At 37.1% G+C, this 17,648-nt stretch carries 10 protein-coding genes; 7 read left to right on the plus strand and 3 right to left on the minus strand.

What is annotated here, in order from left to right:
• Positions 1 to 3: 3 nt before the first annotated feature.
• Positions 4 to 666: a hypothetical protein gene (locus tag GWK10_RS11040; protein ID WP_164032423.1), complete on the minus strand. Its 663-nt coding sequence runs from the start codon at positions 664 to 666 to the stop codon at positions 4 to 6.
• 325 nt (positions 667 to 991) lie between these two features.
• Here GWK10_RS11040 and GWK10_RS11045 point away from each other — a divergent pair, with 325 nt between their 5' ends.
• Both GWK10_RS11045 and GWK10_RS11050 read left to right on the plus strand, forming a co-directional pair.
• Positions 992 to 2,857: a transcriptional regulator gene (locus GWK10_RS11045; RefSeq protein WP_164032424.1), complete on the plus strand. Its 1,866-nt coding sequence runs from the start codon at positions 992 to 994 to the stop codon at positions 2,855 to 2,857.
• Between the two features lie 365 nt (positions 2,858 to 3,222).
• Positions 3,223 to 5,181 carry a thiol-activated cytolysin family protein gene (locus GWK10_RS11050; protein WP_164032425.1) on the plus strand — a complete coding sequence of 653 codons (1,959 nt, stop codon included), beginning with the start codon at positions 3,223 to 3,225 and terminating at the stop codon, positions 5,179 to 5,181.
• A gap of 63 nt (positions 5,182 to 5,244) precedes the next feature.
• Here the strand turns inward: GWK10_RS11050 and GWK10_RS11055 are convergent, their stop codons facing one another.
• The gene (locus GWK10_RS11055) at positions 5,245 to 6,618 is read right to left on the minus strand and encodes a pyridoxal phosphate-dependent decarboxylase family protein (protein WP_164032426.1); all 1,374 of its coding nucleotides are present in this window, start codon (positions 6,616 to 6,618) and stop codon (positions 5,245 to 5,247) included.
• Between the two features lie 158 nt (positions 6,619 to 6,776).
• On the opposite strand from GWK10_RS11055, the gene GWK10_RS11060 reads away from it, so the two are divergent.
• Complete coding sequence (locus GWK10_RS11060) at positions 6,777 to 7,322, plus strand: pyridoxamine 5'-phosphate oxidase family protein (RefSeq protein WP_164032427.1); 546 nt, start codon at positions 6,777 to 6,779, stop codon at positions 7,320 to 7,322.
• A gap of 19 nt (positions 7,323 to 7,341) precedes the next feature.
• Here the strand turns inward: GWK10_RS11060 and bshC are convergent, their stop codons facing one another.
• Complete coding sequence (bshC, locus tag GWK10_RS11065) at positions 7,342 to 8,943, minus strand: bacillithiol biosynthesis cysteine-adding enzyme BshC (protein ID WP_164032428.1); 1,602 nt, start codon at positions 8,941 to 8,943, stop codon at positions 7,342 to 7,344.
• Between the two features lie 135 nt (positions 8,944 to 9,078).
• On the opposite strand from bshC, the gene GWK10_RS11070 reads away from it, so the two are divergent.
• From GWK10_RS11070 to GWK10_RS11085, 4 genes are all read left to right on the plus strand, one after another.
• Positions 9,079 to 11,562 carry a M14 metallopeptidase family protein gene (locus GWK10_RS11070; protein ID WP_164032429.1) on the plus strand — a complete coding sequence of 828 codons (2,484 nt, stop codon included), beginning with the start codon at positions 9,079 to 9,081 and terminating at the stop codon, positions 11,560 to 11,562.
• A 5-nt stretch (positions 11,563 to 11,567) separates the two neighbouring features.
• Positions 11,568 to 12,149, plus strand: a complete 582-nt coding sequence (locus GWK10_RS11075) for a DUF1287 domain-containing protein (RefSeq protein ID WP_164032430.1) — start codon at positions 11,568 to 11,570, stop codon at positions 12,147 to 12,149.
• Positions 12,150 to 12,243: 94 nt separating this feature from the next.
• Positions 12,244 to 14,670, plus strand: coding sequence for a T9SS type B sorting domain-containing protein (locus GWK10_RS11080; protein WP_164032431.1), 2,427 nt, complete (start codon positions 12,244 to 12,246; stop codon positions 14,668 to 14,670).
• A gap of 146 nt (positions 14,671 to 14,816) precedes the next feature.
• Positions 14,817 to 17,405 (plus strand): zinc-dependent metalloprotease, encoded by a 2,589-nt coding sequence (locus GWK10_RS11085; protein ID WP_164032432.1) that lies wholly within the window; start codon positions 14,817 to 14,819, stop codon positions 17,403 to 17,405.
• Positions 17,406 to 17,648 lie beyond the last annotated feature (243 nt).

The following is a 17,648-nucleotide window of genomic DNA, read 5'->3' on the forward strand; positions in this document are numbered from 1 at the left end:
AAATTAACCTCCGCATTTCATTAATTCAATATTGAACACCTGGCCCAAACCTCCGGTCGTAACATTTCCGCCATTTTCAAATTCACCATCGATCTCACAGCCTTGATGTATTCCGTAAAGTAATACGGCTCCTAAAACCGCAAGGCCAGATACCGCTACTATAGTAACACAAACCGCCACAGTAATAGATACCGCCACTACTTCATTGATTACAATACCCCGTCTTAATATTGCGTTATTCATCGGGTTTATAACATTGAATAGTTTCAGTGCATCAGCACCTTGCAATCTTAATGTAAAGGGTTGTCTTGACTTTATATACCCCGTAGCAAGACTATACCAGTTTCTATCTCCAAAAATTACTACAGGCTTAACCGACGGAGCAGTTGCTACCTTTGAATACACCTTTAGCTTGTATCGACATTTGCTAAAAGGTCCGTTTGTCCACATTACATGAATTTCTTGATTCCCTGTGGCGTTGGCCCTAGGTGCTTTAATAACATTAAAGGTTGCCACACCAGAATGACCAGAGGCCGGGGTTATGGTAAAATGAGAAAACTTTTGCCCTGATGGAATTTTGATTTTGATTTTATCGACTCCTGCCCCACTTAAAATGTTAGTGCTATTTCCGTGTGATTTTGTTTTGTTATAAATAATTGTTGCCATTGTATAAAGTTTTAAATGATTAAATAAATATGAATAAGGATGGAGGATTTAATCGAGCTGTAATTCGATCAGAATACTGCCCCTGCATACTTGATGAGTTGAAGGCTGTTTAGCTTTTTCATTGAACTGTTTTATTGATTAATAGCTGGTTGCAAGCTATCTCGATAACAAGAAAAAAGAGTCAGGGTAATACCTGAGATTGAAAATTCAGGGGATTCCCTGATAGAAGCAAAGGCTAGCCGTAAAGAAAATCCGATGAAGCGTGCATGGTATGGGTTAATGCAAGAAAATGGGTATATTTAAGTAAAACCAACCACCAATACTGATGAAACCAAAATCAATTTTAGTCATATTATTGACATCCTTTTTTTGGTGTGTTTCTTATGCACAGGAAACCACAATATTAGATAGCTTAATTACCCAATACACAAGTCAAAAAGACGGAATTGAAAAAGTCGAAACACTAGAAGAAATCTACAAGGAAGTTTTCTTTACAAAGACTCCAAAAGATGCTTTGCCATATGCAAAAGAACAACTAAAAATATCAAGGGAAATTGGGTATAAAATAGGTAATGGCTATGCTTTGCATAACATAGGTAATTATTATAGAAGAACTCATGTTTTCGATTCGGCAAAATTTTATTTCAATAAAGCAAAAAAAATATGGCTAGAAACGAAAAGCAAAGAAGGCCTATTTAAAACACTAAATAGCCTTGCAAAGATTGAACAGCTCTCCGGAAATTTTACATCCGCTATTACCATGTATGATAGTGTTATTCAAATAGCTAAAGAAATGAAAAGCGGTATAAGAATATCTGGAACAAATCGCGAGATAGCCACTATATATATGGATAAAGGTAGTTATGAATTGGGAGTGAAATATATGCTTGATGGGCTTAAAGGTCTCGATTCATTGCCAAAATCATATCCTGACAAAAAAGCCGACATGTTGGTAGGAATGGGAAGGATAGAATCATTAAGAGGTAATGATGAAGCTGCTCTAGAGCCTCTCAATAAAGGATTAGAAATCTTTAAGTCGCGAGAAAACCATTTATGGCAATGTATTACCTATACAGAAATTGGTTATGCCCATTTAAATCTGGGTGATTATGATGAAAGCATTTATAACTTTAATGAAAGTCTAAAAATAGCAATTGATAGAGGTCGTACGGGCTTTGAAGGAATTTGTTATTACAACCTCGGACTTGCTAATAGAAAAAAAGGGAATTTAGACAAAGCAGAAGAGTTTTTGTTAAAATCGGTTTCTATGGGTGGTACTTCTGCCAACAACAATGTTTCAACGTTAAACGAATTTGGAAATTTATATTTTGATCAGAAAAAATATGATAAGGCGATCAATAGTTCCAGCAGAGCTATTTTTATGGCTGATTCGATTGGAAGCCTAGCAGAATTAAAGGACGGATATGAATTACGAGGAAAGGCTTATGAAAAAAAGGGGCTGTTTTTAAAAGCACTCCAAGACAAAAAGAAGTTCATGAAGTTAAACGATTCGCTTTTTAATAAAACCAAATCCAAACAAATTGAAGAATTAAAAACCATCTACGAAACGGAAAAGAAAGAGCAAGAAATAGCCCTCCAAAAAAATGAGATCGCTTTGTTAGAACAAAAGGCAGAAATTGATAACCTTCAAAAAATACTGCTAGGTGGTGGATTAGTCTTGTCTGTTTTGTTATTTGGATTAGGGTTTTATGGTATTCGTCAAAAAATGAAACGAAACAAACTTGAGCGAGAAAAACTCAATGCTGAATTAGCATTTAAAAAGAAAGAACTCACCACACACGCCTTACATTTAGCCAAGAAAAATGAAACTTTAGAAGGCTTAAAGCAGAAAGCGCAGGAGTTGACCTCAACCGAAAATGGTCATGGCTTCAAACAACTAATCCGCAGTATCGATTTCGACCTGCAGGATGATAATAACTGGGAAAATTTCGCTCGATATTTCGAAGAAGTTCATAAAGACTTCAACGGCAATGTAAAGTCAAAATACCCCCAAGTAACTTCAAACGAGTTACGATTACTAGCACTTTTAAAAATGAATCTATCGAGTAAGGAAATTGCCAATATTTTAAATATTTCGCAAGAAGGAATCAAAAAAGCACGTTATCGTCTTCGTAAAAAACTGGAGCTACAAACGGAAGATTCGTTACAGGAATTGGCAATGGCACTTTAAGTAAAATCCAATATTCTAGATTCCAAACAACAGCCATCTTAAATTGAACATTTAGATCTTTTAGACCTTCTAACTTCACTTTTAAAATGACCAAAAACTGTCTGCTGGCTACTGCCAACTGCAGACTAAACCCCTTGTTCACCCTTTGTTTTTCACAATTTTTAAGGTGTCCACCCTTTGTCCACCGTACTTTTTTTGAGTCTCGAAATCAGCGGCTTAGGTTTGCCTTGTCATTAAGTTGACGACACCGTTTTGTGGTCTTGCCCGGCTAAAGTTTGCGCAGACTATTACCGGGTAGGTCACAAAAACGATCGAGTATTAATCAGTTAAAGTAAATCAGTCAAACCACAAAACATTTAGAAATTATGAAAACACAAAGCAAATTTTTCGGAAAACTAATCGCAGTACTTTTCGCACTGTTGATTATTGCATGTAGTAAAGATGAGGACACACCAGTAGATCCGCCAGTTGAACCGCCTGCAGCAGCTACTTTTGCTGAAGTAATTGCCGTAGGTAACGACCCAGAACCCTTCCCGACCTCTAAAACCGTAAGTGAAAGTGACCCTGTACCAGTTGAGAGCGATCCTGATGAAACAGTAACTCGTGATCCAGAAGAAGGTGAAGGTACAGACCCTATTACGGAACGCTTTGTATGTACTACCAAAACTGTAAGTGTAACGGATGGCAATGGTTCTTTTCCTTTGTTCAATCCAAACGCCAATGTCATTTATCCAGGTAGTCTTATTCAAGGTAAAACATTAAAAGACGCTACACCTTCACCCATTGTAGTAAAAAGAGCTGGGGGAACGGTTTCTTATAACTTAAATGATGGAAATCCTGAATCAAGTTTTAATGTTGATGAAGTTAAAAAAAGTAGTATTCAAGATGGTATGAACTTCATCATTGCAAACGCTACTGGTGTAGTACCGGCTAATATGGTGCTTGATATTATTCAAATAGAATCTGAACAACAAATGGCGCTTGAAATGGGATTGGATATTAGCACATTTACCACAAAAGTGTCAGCAGATATGTCCTTTAGCACCGAGAAAACATTTAATAGAACCTTGGTAAAACTTACGCAACAATACTATACGATGTCTTTTGATTTGCCAACTAGTTTAGAAGAAATTTTTGATCCTAGTGTTACACCAGAACAATTGGCAACCTTTGTTCAAGCTGACAATCCTGCGACCTTTATATCAGATGTTACTTACGGACGTATTTTTTATATGCTTATTGAATCTACTTCAAGCAGAAAGGAAATGGAAGCAAAACTAAATGTTGCTTATGGTGCATTTAACAACAAAGTTGCTGGCGAACTTGAAGTTAGTGCAATGGAAGAGTTAAAAGAACTTAAAATAAAAGTGATCGCCTATGGTGGAAACGCTCAGAGCAGTTTCTTAGGTGGTGTTACTAACATAAGCACTATTGCAAGTAAATTGGCCGAAAGCACAGACATAAGAGCTGGATTACCGCTTTCCTATGTTGCCAGAAGTGTTGAACGTCCTGATAAAATTGTAGGAACTAATATATCAACTGAATATGATGTGGTTGAATGTGAACTAAAAGGAGTGTTACCTCCAGGCCTTTACACCGATTTAGTCGATCTTTTTGATGGGGGAATTGGAGCTTTTGGACATGTCAATAATAGTGATGTGCTTGTAGTGAGTAAAGATGGTAAGCAGTATGCATGGTTTAATGGAAATACTCAAAGTGTATTGGGAGATAAAAAGATTTTTGATGTTACCGATCCTAACGGTCCACTTGGTGGAATAGAATTAGAAGATATTGGAGCGATGGTAAAATACAACAACACTAGACTCCAAATTTTTGATCTGGACGGATTCACCTATCAAGAACTTGAAATGGATTTTTCAAAAATAACAGAAAATACGTTACCCTCAGAACCTATCGGAAGTTACAGGGAAAACCCAGCTAGTACTGATGGAAGTAAAATCTTTCTAGTAAACCAGCATTTGATAATTAGTAATGATCGGTTTTTTCTTTCATCTGAAGGTATAGGAGCTGCTGTAAGGATTGGTTCTACCTCTATTGCCCTATTCAGTAAGGATGGGAACAGTTACCAAACATATAATTACGGTACTAGAGTCCTAAGTGGGCTTCTTGATACCAATGGATGGTTTTTTGATTCAGGCAATAGTGAAGGAGTGCAATTTGATAAAGTAGGTGCCTCCGTAAACTTTACTACAGGCAATACCGGGAGATATCTCTTCATTAATGAAACAGGAGATGAAATACAGGAATGGTACTCTAATGCAAGCGATCCTGATTTCTTTGTAGGCCCTTGGGTAATTGACTAAAAAATTAGAGTGTTTGAATTAGCAAAAATGCCACCTCAATTTAAGCAACGAGGTGGCATTTTTCTATTTCATAGTATCTAAAATCAGTTGAATGTCATCCTTTGTAGTATCCGGATTAATAAAACAAAAACGGGCAACAGTTTCAAAATCGTTGCCTTTCTTAAATTTTGTAGGTGTTACCAATGCCAATCCCTCTTTATGGTTTTTATAGGTCCAATTTCTGTAGTCGTCTGGACCCCATCCCTTTCTTCTAAACAAAACACAGGACAAACTTGGTTGGCGCACCAATTCCACATGATCTTTAGTATCAATCATTTCTCCCGCTTGTTTTGCTAACTTTATTCCACATTCTACCGCCCAACTATATTTGTCAGTGCCGTGCATCGCTAATGAGAACCATAACGGTAATCCTCGTACCCTTCTTGTTAGTTGAATTTGATAATCCGCCGGATTGAATCCTCTTGCGCCTTCATCTTTAAAAATTTCCAAGTATGAACCTTCTTGCTTATGCGCTTTCTTAGCCAAATCGGGATTTTTATAAATAATAGCACCACAATCGTAGGGAGAAAACAGCCATTTATGCGGATCAATCGTAATACTATCTGCTTGCTCTATTCCATTAAACAAATGTCTTACTGATGGAGCAGCCAAGGCACCACCACCATAAGCCGCATCTACATGAAACCACACGTTTTCTTTTTTACAAACTTCAGCAATACCTGAAAGATCATCAATAATTCCGGCATTCGTGGTTCCTCCTGTCGCTACAACCGCAAACAAGCGTTCGCGTTGATTCGTAGTTAGATTATCAATGGTTTTTTGTAATTGTTGTCCCGTTAGTTCTTCTTCCGAGGGTATTAATAACACATCCGCATCAATAACACGTGCCATTGCTTTTAAAGAGGAGTGAGCTCCTATAGAGGTAATCATTAGCGCTTTCTTACCAATATGACGCTCGTCCTTGCTACGCCAAAATTCTCTTGCAGTCACCATTGCTGATAAATTCGCCGCTGTGCCGCCACTGGTAAATACTCCAAAAGCGCCTTTTGGCAATCCGGTTAATGATACTAACCATTCCATCGCCTCGTTCTCCGCAAAAATCCCCCCTGCTCCTTCCATCCAATAAGCACCGTGAATACTACTTGCAGATGTAACCAAGTCGAACATAATAGCTGACCTTGTTGGCGATGCAGGAACAAAAGCCAAGTGTCTAGGATGGTCAATTGGCACAGTGGCTTTCATCAGCACATCTTTAAATAAATTAAATGCCTTCTCGCCACCAATCCCATTTTCTGTAATGGTATCACCGACTGACAATTTAAGTTCTTCGGCCGTTTTTGGTCTTCCAAGCTCGGGTGATTTATTTGTAATACGATTAATCGCATATTTCATGACATCTAGTGTCATTTCGACCAATTCTATATCAACATTATGCATTTCTACAGTTTTTTATAAAGGTACTGAGAGGAAAAAGAATGGAAAATAGATTAATCGAAAGATTCTCAATAATTATACTTCTAGTCTCTAAACTGATATTTATCATCTTTAAATGAACAAGTCTTAGCTAAATTGTATTCAGTTATTTAGTTACGCTTATGTCTGATATCATCCTAGCTAAAATACACCACGAGCTTCACGCAGCTCTTGATGACACCGATCATCCTTTTCGTCTTTTTGTTCTAGGAACAATAGCAGAAGATCATACCCCTGTTTTAAGGACTATGAAGGTTAGAGAGGTGAAAAATGATATGCGCATCAGAGTCTATACCGACAGAAGATCGGCCAAAGTATCTCAAATTGAGAATAATGCTTATGTGAGCATGCTTTTTTATCACCCAAGTAGTAAGCTTCAACTAATTTTTAAGGCAACCGCAGTAACAAAAAACGACCCCGTGTTCCTTTCTAAAATATGGAATAATATGCCATTATCTTCTAGACGAGAATATCTTACGAAAAAGAAACCTGGATCTCCTATTCATGACCCCACTGCTGTTGAGTACCTAAACAACACCAACTACTTTACGGTTATTGAATTTATTCCCAAACAAATTGAATATCTTCAACTACAACAACATAATCATACCCGTGTAATTTTTACACAGGATTTGAATGGCTGGGAATCAAAATATGTGGTGGCCTAATCTTCCTTTTTATGATTTACTAAAGCGATAGTATAAGGAATTTTCCAGATAGCGGATCTAATTCTTTTATTAGTTTGGCAATTAGTTTTTCACCATGTTCTAAATACAACTCGCTAAAATTAAGATTTCGCTCTTGCAAGCTTTGACCAGGAAATAGTTGTTCCTGAAGGTCAGTCATTCGCCCAACTTGATCTTTTAACTTCTTTTTTTGAGCCTTTAACAAACGTTTCTCCAAATGATCTAGTCCTTTTAGCTGCTTTACTTCTTGTGCTTTGACAGCACCTTCGAATGATTGATCAGTTAGTTTAGCAACCTCAAACATCGATTCAAAATGGGATTTTAGTAGTGCTCGCTGCTCAGAAAAATCGATCGTTATATTGCTTATCTGCCGAACTTTCCTGTTTATAAAAGAATCTCGTTTTAAGAATAACTCTTCATCATTTATTTCAAGGCTGTCCTGTTTTTTTGCTTGTTTTTCGGTCTTTACTAAAACTGAGTTACGTAAGAGCAACATTGGAAAAGGTACTTTAAAAGCCTCAAACATATCTTTCAGTTCTAGCCAATATGCAAGCTCTCCTCCTCCACCGATATAACATAAATTAGGCAATATAACTTCCTGATAAAGTGGTCTTAAAATAACATTGGGTGAGAACTTTTCGGGATGCGAATTCAATTCACTTAAAATACCTTCTTTACTAAACTTTATCGACTGATCGTTTACAAGGTATTCTCCATCCTGTTCAATAAGGCGTTCTCTTATACCCTTATCTAAATAAAACAAGTTAATCTCACGTGGATTTACCTGTACTTTATAACCACCTTCTAGTTTATTAAAAGCATCAATACTTTTAGAGACCACTTTAAAAGAAGTTTGCTCTAACAATTCTTCCTTTAAATGAGGAATGAATAATCGCTTGAGATCGCTATCATTTCCGTCAATAATCACAAGACCATATTCACCAAAAAGTGTATTGGCTAAATGTCTCGTGGCATCCGTTAAACTATCGTGTTTTAAATAGCTGTCTTCAAATAATTTTCGAAGTTGATCCGCATTCTTGCCTCCGCCTAGCTGAGCGGAATATGCTTCTAAAACCGTATCTAATCCTTTGGTATCGAACTCACCTACTGCACCACCATCTGGGCGATTCCACTGTATTTTTTTCCCTTTAAAATTGAAATAATTGATTTCATCAAAATCATGATCTTCTGTTGCCATCCAATATACCGGAACAAAATTATACTTACGATGTTTTTCTGAAAGTTCTCGACATAAATTAATAGTCGAAATAATCTTGTACAAAAAATATAATGGTCCAGTAAACAAGTTTAGTTGATGACCTGTTGTAATGGTAAATGTATTATTCGATTTTAAAAGATTAATATTTTGTTGTGTACCTTCAGAAATTGAAAACCCTTTATATTGACTTTGAAGTACGTTATGAAGAACAGTTCGCGTTTCAGTTAAAAAATGATCTTGTTTTTCCTTAATCTGATCTAAGAAATTATCAGCATTCGGAAAACGATTGTAAAAAGGTTTTAAAGCTGCTTTTTCTTCAAGATAATCACATATAAGTGATGAGAAATAGCCAGTGGCTTTAAAATCGATACAGTCTGATGGCATGTTGGTAGTTCAATTTTATAGTCGTAAATATACAATTGGTAAAGCACTCAAATCCAAAAAATACGTTAATAAATGCCTATATGCAGTCAATTATTATTTAGCTTTACGTTTTAACTAATCCATTACAATTTCTAGATGAGACGCATTTTATTTGGCTTCCTTTCAGTACTACTATTTTCACTTTCTGCTAATGCTCAACAACTTAAATCGCCAAGCGAGTTTTTGGGATATGAACTTGGCTCAACCTTTACGAGGCATCATCAAGTGGTGGATTATTTTAGGTATGTAGCAGAAACTTTAAATAATGTCAAGCTTGAAGAATATGGAAAGACCAATGAAGGTAGGTTGCTACAAGTAGCTTATGTTTCCTCTCAAAACAATATTGATAATTTAGATAACATTCGTCAAAACAACTTGAAGCAAATTGGCATTCAAGCTGGCGAAGGCACCAACGATATTGCAATTGTATGGTTAAGTTATAATGTGCATGGTAACGAGTCGAGCAGTACGGAAGCGTCGATGAAAACCATTTACGAATTGGTAACTCAAAAACAAGCTTGGTTAGAAAATACCGTGGTTATTATCGATCCATGTATAAACCCTGATGGTCGTGATCGATATGTAAACTGGTTTAAGCAGGTTCGCAGTATGCCATACAACAAATTACAAACGGCTAAAGAACATAATGAGCCATGGCCAGGTGGAAGACCAAATCACTACTTATTTGATTTGAATAGAGATTGGGCTTGGGCAACTCAAGTAGAGAGTCAACAACGTTTAAAAATATACAATAAGTGGATGCCGCATATTCATGTCGATTTTCATGAGCAAGGCATTAATGAACCTTATTATTTTGCTCCCGCAGCTGAACCTTATCACGAAATAATTTCTGACTGGCAACGTGATTTCCAAACACAGATTGGGCGAAATAATGCTAAGTATTTTGATAAAGAGGGATGGTTATATTTTACAGGAGAACGATTCGATTTATTATACCCCAGTTACGGTGATACTTATCCAACCTTTATGGGAGCTATTGGTATGACCTATGAACAAGCAGGTCACGGTCGCGCGGGCTTAGGTATTATGAATGATGAAGGTGATGAACTTACCTTAAAAGATAGATTAACACATCATACCACAACTGGACTATCAACGGTTGAAATTTCTTCTAAAAACGCAGTAAAGCTGAATACAGAGTTTAGAAATTACTTTAATACAAGTGGATTAAAATACAAGAGTTATATACTTCGAGGAGGTGAGGACAAACTTTCCTCCTTAAAAACACTATTAGATCGTCATGAAATTAAATATGGAATGGCTAATAGTACTTCAGTTAAAGGTTTCGACTATCAGAGCAACCGATCTGGCAGTACCAAAACAAGCGGAACTGATCTTGTAGTTAGTACCGATCAGCCAAAAGGTAAAATGGTAAAGGCTCTATTTGAGCCAGAAGCTAAGTTGGTCGATTCGCTAACCTATGATATTACTGCATGGAGTTTACCGTATGCGTATGGTTTACAAAGTTTTGCATCTACAACGCTGGTAGAGGCGACTCCTACGAACAACAAAAAACCAGCAACATTAACCAATGTAGACAAGAGTGCTTATGCTTATTTAGCAAAGTGGAATCATGTAAAAGATGCTGAATTTTTAGGGCAACTTCTTCAAAATAATATTCGTGTCCGGTTTAGCGAAACTCCGTTTACAATAGAAGGTAAAAACTATGATCGCGGAACATTAATTATTGTTCGTGGCGACAATAAAAAGCTCGATAATTTTGATGCATCGGTTGCTGAAGTTGCCGATAAAGTGCAGCGAGAATTGACACCAGTAAAAACTGGATTCGTTGATAGAGGCTCTGATTTTGGTTCGCCAAATGTCAAATTAGTTGGTAAGCAAAAAGTTGCACTAGTGTCTGGCGATGGTACTTCTTCTTTGAGTTTTGGTGCCACACTTCACTTTTTTGAAACACAATTAAAATACCCTGTTACGGTATTAGACACCGATTATTTTGGACGAACAGATTTTGATAATTTCGATGTGATTATTATGCCAGAAGGCTGGTATAGCAGCACACTAAATGAAAGCACTATGAAGAAGTTAAAGGAATGGATTCGTGGTGGTGGTAAGTTAATCGTAATCGGACGCGCCTTAGGAAGCTTTGCAAGCAAAGACGGATTCTCATTGAAAAAATATAAATCTAAAGATGAGGATGATACCAATAAAGAAGCCAACTTAGATTCATACGAAACTCAGGAACGTGAATATATTAAGGAGTTGATCACAGGGAGTATTTATAAAGCAAAGGTCGATAATACGCACCCACTTGGATATGGATATCCAACTTCATATCACACTTTGAAATTAAGTGACAATGCTTACCAATTATTCAAAAAAGGTGGTAATGTGGCTTACTTGCCAAAAGACGCTAAACAAGTTTCTGGTTTTGTTGGCAGCAACGCTGCAAAAAAACAGGGTAATAGCCTTGTATTTGGTCAAGAGCGAATGGGACGCGGTAGTGTGGTTTACTTTGTTGACAATCCACTTTTTAGAGGCTTTTGGGAAAATGGGAAATTATTTGTTTGTAATGCTGTTTTTTTGACTAATAAACGATAGTAAATATGAGATATTTCTTGTTGGCCCTTTTATTGGTTGTTTATTCAAACAATATATTTAGCCAGCAGATTGTACTTCTTAAGCTATCCGATGCAGCCATCGATTTAACCAAAGACAATGTCACTTATGACGGGCGTTACTTTTCTATTTCATATCCAAACGGAGATGTTCCCGCAAACAAAGGTGTTTGTACCGATGTGATTATTCGAGCATATCGAGCTTTAGATATCGATTTACAAGAATTAGTACATAGGGATATGAAGGCTAACTTTCATTTGTATCCAAAAATATGGGGACTTAGCAAAACCGATACTAATATCGACCATAGACGTGTCCCAAACTTGATGGCCTACTTCTCAAGATTTGGGACAGTTAAAAAAATTAGCCAAAACCCTAAAGATTATGTTCCTGGTGCTATTGTTGCCTGGAGATTGAGTAGCGGATTGACACATATTGGCATTGTGGTAAATAGAAAATCTAGCGATGGGAAACGATACCTTATTAGTCATAATATAGGTGCTGGACAACTGCTAGAAGATTGCCTTTTCGACTTTAAGATTATCGGACATTATTCATTCTCAGGTTAATACTAAATCGCGCGAATAACAGTTTTATTATTATAGTATATTAGCCGTCCCTTTTCCATCCTATTTATGGTATTACAAACTTGTTAACCATATAATGCTGTTAATTAAGAGACTTCTTTTTACATTTTTATTTATGGCTATTGCTCACTATGCAGTCGGGCAATCTCCCAACGACTGCGTTAATGCAATTGTGGTATGTGGAAGTGGCACGATTAATTCGAATGCATCTGGTATTGGAACACAAGAATTGGATGGAAATAATACTTGTGGTAGCCGAGAGAATAATAGTTTATGGCTTCGGGTAGATATCATCGCTGACGGAAATTTGGGATTTATTTTAACACCTACTAGTAGTGATATCGTAATTGATTATGACTTTTTTGTTTACGGCCCGAATGCGACTTGTGGCAATTTAGGTCAGGCAATTCGATGTTCTACAACGAATCCCCAAGCGGCTGGACAAGGAGACAATCGAACAGGAATGATCGAGGGTCGCACTGATCCAGATGAAGGCCCAGGAGCAGATGGCGACAGTTTCGTCAACTGGCTCGATGTACAAGCTGGTGAATCCTACTTTATTGTAATAGATCGACCTATAGGCCAAAGTCCGTTTACACTAGAATGGACTGGTTCTGCAACTAATGGTGATGTAAATGAACTCGCAGAACCGCCAAGTATTGAAAGTCCAGGGAATCAAGATATTTGTACGCGCACAAGCCCAGCCTTATTTGATCTTTCAACTCTGGATGCAACCATTCTAGATGGGCAAACAAACCTAGACCTCACCTATCATGAAAGTATTGCCGATGCTACTGAGGGAATCAATCCACTCCCAACAAATTATAGTTTTACTGGAGATAGTCAGCGCATTTATGCACGGGTCCAAGAAACTAGCGGAGACTGTTTTAATACAACAGATTTTCTATTACAAGTAGCAAATCCCCCCATATCACAACCCGATCTTCTTCGTGTATGCGATGATAATCTTGATGCAATTACCACCACAGACCTTTCGCAAGTAAACTCAACAGTATTAGGTTCTTTGTTCGCTACTGATTATACGATAACCTATCATTCAAGTTTGCAAAACGCCGAGGATGACACCGGTCGTCTAGCGACGAATTATACGAATACCAATGCAACTGAAACTATTTTCATTCGCTTACAGGAAAACGGTAATCCGGATTGTTTTTCGACTACTTCTTTTGATATTGAAGTCAATACACCACCAGACATTTTAACTGGAAATACACTCGAACAATGTGATAATGATAATGATGGTATTGGGAATTTTAATCTAAACCAAGCTTACGACCTTGTCGCAGCAAACCCGAATTATACATTAAGTTTTTATGAAAATAACACGGATGCCGGTTTAGAAAGAAATCCAATAGATGCCAGCATGCCTTATCAAAATAATAGTGCTGGTCAAGAAGTATTTGTGTTAGTAACCACTCCAGAAAATTGTAGTCTGGTAACCAGCCTTTTTATTACTGCCGTTGGAGCAAATTTGGGTGACATTACATCAATGGTCAGCTGCGAAGACAATGATGGTATTTTGCTAGACGGAAATGCAAGTTTTGATCTTGGCACAAAGAAAAACGAAGTCCGAACTAATTTCGGGTTGGCAGCCGATATTTCGTTGACGTTTTATGCCTCTCTATCAGATGCAGAATTTGAGCAAAACGCACTTCCCGATTTATTTACAACTCCCCAAACTACAGTCTGGATTCGCGCTGAAGGCGGTATGCAAAACTGCCAAGGTATCGAAGCTGTTGAATTAATCGTTAACGAGCTTCCAGATCCTGTTTTACAAGAGAGTTATCAGGTATGCCTTAATTTTTTGCCCGATGACCGACTATTAGTTAACGGCGGGAACTTTGAAGCATTTGAATGGCGAAGCGCTACGAGCCCGGTAATTTTAGGTACTGAACAGACCTTTGCGATATCAGAAGGTGGCACTTATAGCTTGACAGTATTTGAGACTCAAAACGGAGTACAATGCCAAAAAACAGAGACTTTTCAGGTCAATGAATCCAATATTGCTTCATTTACCAATATAGAGATCAATGATGGTAGCACTAATAATACGGTTATTGTAACTGTATCAGGAGAAGGAATTTATGAATACGCCTTAGATACCCCCAACGGACCATTTCAAGACAGCAATACATTTGATAATATTACTGCTGGTTTTCATGATGTGTATGTTCGAGATAAAAATGGATGCGGTACTATAGATGAAAAAATATCCGTTATCGGATTTCCCAAATTCTTTACTCCAAATGGCGATGGTTTTAATGACACTTGGCAAATGCTTGGGGTAAACGAGCAATTTCAACCCAACAGTACTATTTATATCTTTGACCGTCTAGGAAAGTTATTAAAGCAAATGAGTCCACTTACAGTCGGCTGGGATGGCACTTTTAATGGTCAATTTCTTCCCTCTTCCGATTATTGGTTTTCTGTCACTTTGGAAGACGGTCGCAACCTAAAAGGCCATTTTAGTCTAAAGAGATAGGATCTTCCTATTGAACTTGTTTGTTTTTTAAAGAAAATGTAACACTCCTCAACTTTCAACGTCTTTATACTAGAAGTTTAACCAAAATTTATGATAAAGCTAGCTTGGCTAATTATAGATTTGTTCTAATCAATCTAATTTAAAATATGAAATCGATATCAACTGTATCAAAAATGCTGTTGCTTTCGGCATGCTTGGTGTTTGCAACACCTGATGCACAGGCACAACGCAAAAAGAAAAAGAAAAAAGGACAAACTGAAGCTGCGGCTGCTCCTAAAAAAGACAAGAAAAAGAAAATTGCTGATCTGGTAAAGGCCAGCGAAAAAATCGAAGGGCTTTTCACTATTTACCGTGATACCACAAATGGATCTATCCAATTACTTGTAAAAGAAGATCAACTTGATAAAGAGTTTATCTATTTCAATCAAATAGAAAATGGCGTTCTAGATGCTTTTAGTTTTAGAGGCGCCTATGGCGGTTCTCGCATTTTTAAAGTAAAAAAGTTTTACGACAAAATTGAATTTGAATACCAGAACTACGGCTACCACTTTGATGAGAATAGTGCACTAGCGAAAGCGAAAAAGGCTAATATTAGCGAGGCGCCTTTAGCGAGCTTTAAAATTGAAGCACACGATAAGGAGAGAGGACTTTATTTAATAAAAGCAGGAGACCTTTTTGTTAAGGAAACTCTTTCGCAAGTGAAACCACCTCGTTTTCCAGGAAGTCGCCCAACCGATTTTACCCTTGGTAACCTCGATAAAGGAAAAACTAAGATCAAGAACATTCGCAACTATCCTGAAAATACGGACGTAGCTGTTTCGTATGTATATTCTAAACCCTCTGTATTAAACGGAGGAAGCAATGCAGTAACTGATGGCAGAAACGTGAGAGTAGATGTGTACCACAGTTTTATTGCAGTACCTGAAAATGATTATGAGCCAAGATTTGATGATCCTCGTGTTGGATATTTCATGACGCAAACTAACGATATGACTTCGGTTAGTGCGACAAACTACCGCGACATGATTCACCGATGGAACTTAGTTAAAAAAGACCCGAATGCTGCTGTATCTGAACCGGTAGAGCCTATTACATGGTGGATAGAAAACACAACTCCTGAAGAGTTTAGAGAAACTATTAAAGAAGGTGTTGAACGGTGGAATATTGCTTTTGAAAAAGCCGGCTTTAAAAATGCAATGGTTGTAAAAGTACAACCTGATGACGCTGATTGGGATGCGGGTGATATTCGTTACAATGTATTACGCTGGACTTCTTCGCCTCAACCTCCTTTTGGAGGATATGGACCTAGTTTTGTAAATCCAAAAACTGGGCAGATCATGGGTGCTGATATCATGTTAGAGTTTGTATATCATACCAACCGTGTGCGTGTTGAAAAGTTATTCGACGATATAACTGCACAGGGTAAAAACATGCATTTAGATTGGAGAAACAAGAAAAACCAAACTTATTGCTCTTATGGGCAAATGATGCAGTACAATACGCAATTTGGTCGAGCAGCTTTGGCACTTAATAATGCGGATGCATTAGCAATGGAAGGTCTTAAAAAAGAGGCGATGTTAGAGTTGATTATGCATGAGGTAGGTCATACACTAGGGCTTAATCATAACATGAAAGCGAGTCAATTATTTAGCCCGGCGCAATTAAGCGATCCTGATTTTATTAAAGGAAAAGCCTTAGTCGGATCTGTAATGGATTATACAGCAATTAATGTGACAAATGATCCTGCAAAACAAGGGCACTATTACAGTACCACTGTAGGCCCTTATGATGTTTGGGCTATTCAGTACGGTTATCAGCCTTTTAAGAATGATTCAGAAATGAATACTTTATTAGAACAATCGACAAAGCCTGAACTTATTTTTGGCAATGACGCTGATGATATGCGTGCACCAGGTAAGGCAATTGACCCTAGGGTAAATACCGGTGATCTTTCTAATGATCAGATAACGTACTCAATCGATCGTATCAAACTAGTAAATCGCATGTTTGGTAAACTTAAAGATCGATATACTCAAAAAGGTAAAACATATAATGACTTACGTATTGCACATGCCATTTTAATGGGACAATATGCCCAAGCCGGTAATGTAATGTCGCGTTTTATTGGTGGTGTTTATGTAGATCGTGCTATGGCAGGTCAAGCTGGAGAAACTCGGCCATACACTCCAGTAAGCTATGAAGATCAAAAAAGAGCTATGAAGGCCATAAATACCCATATTTTTGGTAAAAATGCCTTTAATACTCCAAATGAGCTTTATAATTATTTAGCTAGACAACGAAGAGGTTACAACTTCTTCGGTGGACCAGAAGATCCGAAAATTCACGCAACTGTATTACGCTTTCAACGCAATGTGTTAAGACATTTAATGCATCCTAATACGCTACAACGTGTTTCAGATTCAGAATTATATGGAAACAAGTATGACCTTGCAGAATATATGACAGAATTAAATAATGGGATTTTCGCTGCAGATATATATGGTTCAGTCAACTCCTTCCGTCAAAACCTTCAGTTAGAATATACCAATATGTTAGTTGAAGTATTGACCGGAAAATCAAGTGGTCGTTATACCAATGCAACAAAGTCCATGGCTTTGTACAATCTTAAAAAGATTGGTCAAATGGCTTCAAATAACAGTGGTAATGTATCAACTAAGGCACATAAATCACATTTAAAAACTTTGGTTAACAATACCTTAAAAGAAGTGAAATAAAGGTTCTTTTAAACTTAAAATCTAAAAGCCGTTGATAGTTATCAATGGCTTTTTTTATTTTCTAAAATCTCAATTGACAAACCAAAACAAGACTATCAGAATTGATCTTTTCCTAACAATTCAGACCCTAAAATGTGAAATATCTATTAATTTAAATCATTTTTTAATACTATTTAATCATAAGTGAGGTTTTTAATTATATTCGTATTTAAACTGGTTTTCCAATCTGATTAACCAATCTGG

The sequence above is a fragment of the Spongiivirga citrea genome (assembly GCF_010671565.1).
In the GTDB taxonomy this organism is placed as follows: Bacteria; Bacteroidota; Bacteroidia; order Flavobacteriales; family Flavobacteriaceae; genus Spongiivirga; species Spongiivirga citrea.

Excerpts from the sequence above, each read along its gene's own strand:
- GWK10_RS11060 (WP_164032427.1), top strand. The coding sequence starts at position 6,777 with ATGTCTGATATCATCCTAGCTAAAATACACCACGAGCTTCACGCAGCT.
- GWK10_RS11070 (WP_164032429.1), top strand. The coding sequence starts at position 9,079 with ATGAGACGCATTTTATTTGGCTTCCTTTCAGTACTACTATTTTCACTT.
- GWK10_RS11075 (WP_164032430.1), top strand. The coding sequence starts at position 11,568 with ATGAGATATTTCTTGTTGGCCCTTTTATTGGTTGTTTATTCAAACAAT.
- GWK10_RS11080 (WP_164032431.1), top strand. The coding sequence starts at position 12,244 with ATGCTGTTAATTAAGAGACTTCTTTTTACATTTTTATTTATGGCTATT.
- GWK10_RS11050 (WP_164032425.1), top strand. The coding sequence starts at position 3,223 with ATGAAAACACAAAGCAAATTTTTCGGAAAACTAATCGCAGTACTTTTC.
- GWK10_RS11085 (WP_164032432.1), top strand. The coding sequence starts at position 14,817 with ATGAAATCGATATCAACTGTATCAAAAATGCTGTTGCTTTCGGCATGC.
- GWK10_RS11045 (WP_164032424.1), top strand. The coding sequence starts at position 992 with ATGAAACCAAAATCAATTTTAGTCATATTATTGACATCCTTTTTTTGG.
- bshC (WP_164032428.1), bottom strand. The coding sequence starts at position 8,943 with ATGCCATCAGACTGTATCGATTTTAAAGCCACTGGCTATTTCTCATCA.
- GWK10_RS11040 (WP_164032423.1), bottom strand. The coding sequence starts at position 666 with ATGGCAACAATTATTTATAACAAAACAAAATCACACGGAAATAGCACT.
- GWK10_RS11055 (WP_164032426.1), bottom strand. The coding sequence starts at position 6,618 with ATGCATAATGTTGATATAGAATTGGTCGAAATGACACTAGATGTCATG.